This window comes from Okeania sp. KiyG1 (assembly GCF_014132355.1).
In the GTDB taxonomy this organism is placed as follows: Bacteria; Cyanobacteriota; Cyanobacteriia; order Cyanobacteriales; family Microcoleaceae; genus Okeania.
Window position 1 is genome coordinate 1 of record NZ_BLZO01000151.1, and the last position, 4584, is coordinate 4584.

At 34.4% G+C, this 4584-nt stretch carries 2 protein-coding genes and 1 pseudogene; all 3 read right to left on the reverse strand.

All coding sequences use genetic code 11. From position 1 onward, the window contains the following. Positions 1 to 439, reverse strand: a 439-nt coding sequence (locus SAGCYANO_RS34765) for a macro domain-containing protein (protein ID WP_202224224.1), incomplete at its 3' end; no start/stop codon positions are given. Then, on the reverse strand, positions 397 to 2871 hold the full coding sequence (locus SAGCYANO_RS34770; RefSeq protein ID WP_202224225.1) for a serine/threonine-protein kinase: 2475 nt from the start codon (positions 2869 to 2871) through the stop codon (positions 397 to 399). The genes SAGCYANO_RS34765 and SAGCYANO_RS34770, both read right to left, overlap by 43 nt. 1089 nt (positions 2872 to 3960) lie before the next feature. Then, a pseudogene (locus SAGCYANO_RS34775) lies at positions 3961 to 4584 on the reverse strand (NADPH-quinone oxidoreductase); the annotation flags it as partial.

The following is a 4584-nucleotide window of genomic DNA, read 5'->3' on the forward strand; positions in this document are numbered from 1 at the left end:
CTGCTACTTCCACCGGAAAAAATAAAGCACCAGTCGCAATAGCAGGAAAAGCAATTGTTTTAAAACCATATTTTTCTGCTAAAGCCAAACTATTTTCATAACATCTCATCAGTGTATTCTTCTCTCCTAAATTTCCACCTTGCCATCTAGCAGCAACTGTATGAATAACCCACTTAGCAGATAAATTATAACCACGGGTAATTTTAGCTTCTCCATATTCACAAGTCATCAATTTTCGACAAGCTTTATTAAGTTCTAGTCCAGCCATTTTATGAATCGAATAAGATACCATTGAACCAGCAGAAAGAGCGCGGTCTGTAGAATTAACAATAGCATCAACCTCCTGTTGAGTAATATCACCTTGGATAATTTTAATTCTATTTTTATTACATTTTTCTAACTCTGCCCAATATGGAATTTTTCTGGATGAAGTAGACAATTATTCACACGTTCAAAAAAGGTTTCTCGCCATACTCCAACCCCAAATTTTTCCACTTTAAATTTCACGCACCATGAAACAGGTAAATGACCGATAGGTGCATTTAAACTAAAATCTAAATCGTTATAATATTTTGCCTGACCTGCCACTTGCCATCCCACAGCATCGCTAAAATTTTGCCAAATCATTTTGTAATATTTACGATTTTTACCAAACCTCTCTTCAATACTTTTTACCATACTAAAATAGATAGATTTCTGTACGCTAAAACCAAAACGCCCTTGAGAATAATCTACCCAGAGTTGATTAATTTTTTCTAGCTCCGAACAGGGAAAATTTTCTATATCTGAAACACTCAATTTTTCATCTTGATTTTTATCTGCTACCTTCAACATTAAAGCAACAGTTTCCCTATCTGCTTCTCTCCATTTTCCTTCAGCTAAAAAATTTCTTAGAGGAGAATAGTCTATTTTTGTTTTGCTAGTAATATTAGGAGAAATATTTTTCGGTTCCTCAACTCCGCAAATTTCTATGCGAGATAAAAAAGCAATAGCAAAATCTACCATTCCTCGCCCTACTCCACAAGGCAAATGTCCGACTGGTGCATGAATACTAAAATTCAAATCAAACCAAGATAACCAGTTTTCATTTATCCGCCATCCCACTTCTTCAATAAACCTCATATAAGTCTGATAGTCAGCATCAGGTTTACCGCCAACACTCTGCCAAATTTCTTTTTGAACGCTGAAACCAAACCTACCATTACTATATTTAATCCAAAGTTGATCGATAATACTTAAGTCTGTACAAGGAAATTTTTCTATTTCTGCTTTTCCCTGCCATTCTCTAGTTTCTCGACCTAAAATTTTCAGCATTATTTCCCTAGTTTCAGCATCTGCTTTCTGCCATTTTTCTGCTGCTAAAAAATTTTCTAGTTGCCTATAGTCAATTTCTGTTTCCTTAAAAGAGCTAACCAAACTTTCAGGTGGAAAATAATCTTTGGAAATTATTGTATTTTCAACATTTTCAGTTGATAAATTCTGACTTTTGACTTTTGACTTTTGACTTTTTAATTCTGTACTTTCAGATGGAAAATAATCTTTAGAAGTGATTGTATTTTCAGAATTTTCAGTTGATAAATTCTGACTTTTGACTTGTGACTTTTGACTTTTTAATTCTGTACTTTCAGATGGAAAATAATCTTTAGAAGTGATTGTATTTTCAGAATTTTCAGTTGATAAATTCTGACTTTTGACTTGTGACTTTTGACTTTTTAATTCTGTACTTTCAGATGGAAAATAATCTTTAGAAGTGATTGTATTTTCAGAATTTTCAGTTGATAAATTCTGACTTTTGACTTGTGACTTTTGACTTTTTAATTCTGTACTTTCAGGTGGAAAATAATCTTTAGAAGTGATTGTATTTTCAGAATTTTCAGTTGATAAATTCTGACTTTTGACTTGTGACTTTTGACTTTTGAATTCTGTACTTTCAGATGGAAAATAATCTTTAGAAGTGATTGTATTTTCAGAATTTTCAGTTGATAAATTCTGACTTTTGACTTGTGACTTTTGACTTTTGAATTCTGTTGAATTTTGACTTTTGAATTCTGTAAAAGAGGATAACCATTCTCCCACTGACTGCGGACGTTCTTCAGAATGAAATGCCATACCTTTGAGAATAGCTGCTTGAATGCGATCGCTAATTTTTGAGTTAAACTGCTGCGGTGGGTTAAGAGCTATTCTGGCAGCTCTTGCTGGTGCTGGAATAGGAACTTCAGCAGTTAGTAAATAATAGAGAGTTGCTGCCAAAGAATAAACATCAGTAAACTCTCCCCGTTTTGCCTTTTCCGCATATTGCTCTATCGGAGAAAAACCATTTGAACCAGCAACAGTTTGAGTCAAAATTAAATCTGGAATAAATTCACGAGCAATGCCAAAATCAATTAAAATTGCTTCTCGATTATTATTACTATTACGAACAATAATATTATCTGGTTTGACATCTCGATGTAGTAAACCTTTGCCATGAATTACTGTTAAAGCTTCCCCTATTTGCCTAATGTAAATTAACGCCTCACTTTCTGACAGCATTCCCTTTCGCTTTACCAATTTTCCTAAATCTTCTCCCTCCACATATTCCATCACAATGCAGGGATGTTTTCCCTCAGTAAAAACATTTTTTATCTGCACAATATTTGGATGTTGACAAAGAGCAAGACGTAGAGCTTCATCTCGGAAGTCACGCTGATATTTTTCTAGGAAATTTGTAAAATTTTTGTCTTTAAATACCTCATCTTTCAGAGTTTTAATAACTACTAGCTCACCTTTATTAGTTTTAGCAATGTAGGTAATACTGTAGCCACCCTTGCCCAATTCTTTTTGAATAATGTAGCGATCGCCGTATAGTTTCTTTCCCGGTAGCCATGCCATAGTTTTTAATGAAGTCAGAAGTTAAGAAGAAAGAAGGTTTTAGTGTAAGCATTCAGCTATTAGCTGTCAGCTATCAGCAACAAGACTTTCTCATATAGGACAGTGTTTACATTAAAATAGACTTTAAGCCTACTTTTCTAGTAAGACAATTAATAAAGCTTCGATAGTAAACTAAAAGTAATAGCTGATAGCTGATTGCTGACGGCTGAATGCTTACGTTTTAGTTTTCTAGGAAAGAAGATTTAAAAAAGGAAAAACTTTAAATATGGTAAATATTTACCCAACTTTTACCGAATAATTAAGGTTTAAAGCCTCTTCTTTAAAGGAGAAACAAGCGGTCGAGGGATGGCGAGGTCTCCTCGCCATATCCAATCGACCAAGAGAGAAAAAATTTTCCTTTGAGTTAATCCTATCCGCTTTCAAGGAGAGGTAATTATTAATTATTAATTATTAATTGTTGAAACGCTCCTATACAAACGGACATGATATAAGCTATAGTTTGACGCCTTCTAACTTATGACTAAAGTAACATAAAAATACAACTTAAAAGTCAAAAGTAAGAAGTCAAAAGTTAAGAATAAAATTATAGTGGTCAATAGGAGTGAAGGATTCAGCAAGTATTTATACTTAATATTTAACTGAGAATTTGACTCATTATCGAGGTAAATGAAGATAATTTATATAGTATAAATACTTAAGCAAAGCTACGGATTTTATACTAATTTTCATGTGACAAATTGAAGTGCGGAATGTGGGCAATACGGTTTCCTACGAAATGCTGCGTAAACAGATAAGACCAAAACTCACAAGATATCGATTTATAGACCAATGTATTTTCCTTCTTCCTTCTTCCTTATTTCTTCTTCCTTCTTCAAAAAAACCAAAAGCAGAAAATCAATAAATCTTTCTGACTTTTGGCTTTTCATAAAATTTTCTTACTTTACGCGATGTGCGACTTTCTACGAAATAATCAGGGTTCCTGGATCTTTAGCAGAAAGCCTGGTTCTCAAAACTCCCTAAATTTCGTCGGTTGAAAAAAGTTGCACACGGCGTTACTTTTAACTTTTGCCTTTTGACTTTTGACTTTACTTATCGATCTACAGACCCCATAATAATGTCAATACTACCCAAAATAGCAACAATATCTGCCACTTTTGCACCTTGCAAAATATGAGGAAAAACCTGCAAATTCACAAAATCAGCAGCCCGAATTTTAAAACGCCAAGGGAAAGGACTATTATCACCAATAATGTAAATCCCAATCTCTCCCTTACCACTTTCAATCCGAACATAATGTTCACCTTCAGGAATCTTAAAAGTAGGAGGTATTTTCTTACCTAAAAATTGATAATCAAAATCATTCCACTCAGACTTAGGCCCTCCAGCCATCCGTTTTGCTTCCAGATTTTCATAAGGTCCCCCAGGAAGACCCTTTATAGCTTGACGAATAATCTTGACAGACTCCCGCATTTCCCGAATACGCACAAAATATCGGGCCAAACAATCTCCATCTTTTTCCCAATGAACATCCCAGTCAAAATCGTCGTAACATTCATAGTGGTCAACCTTCCGTAAGTCCCATTTAACACCTGAAGCACGCAACATTGGACCAGAAAGCCCCCAATTAATCGCCTCTTCCCTACTAATCACACCTAATCCCGTAATCCGACGACGGAAAATAGGATTATTAGTAATTAAGCGTTCATACTCATC

Excerpts from the sequence above, each read along its gene's own strand:
- SAGCYANO_RS34770 (WP_202224225.1), bottom strand. The coding sequence starts at position 2,871 with ATGGCATGGCTACCGGGAAAGAAACTATACGGCGATCGCTACATTATT.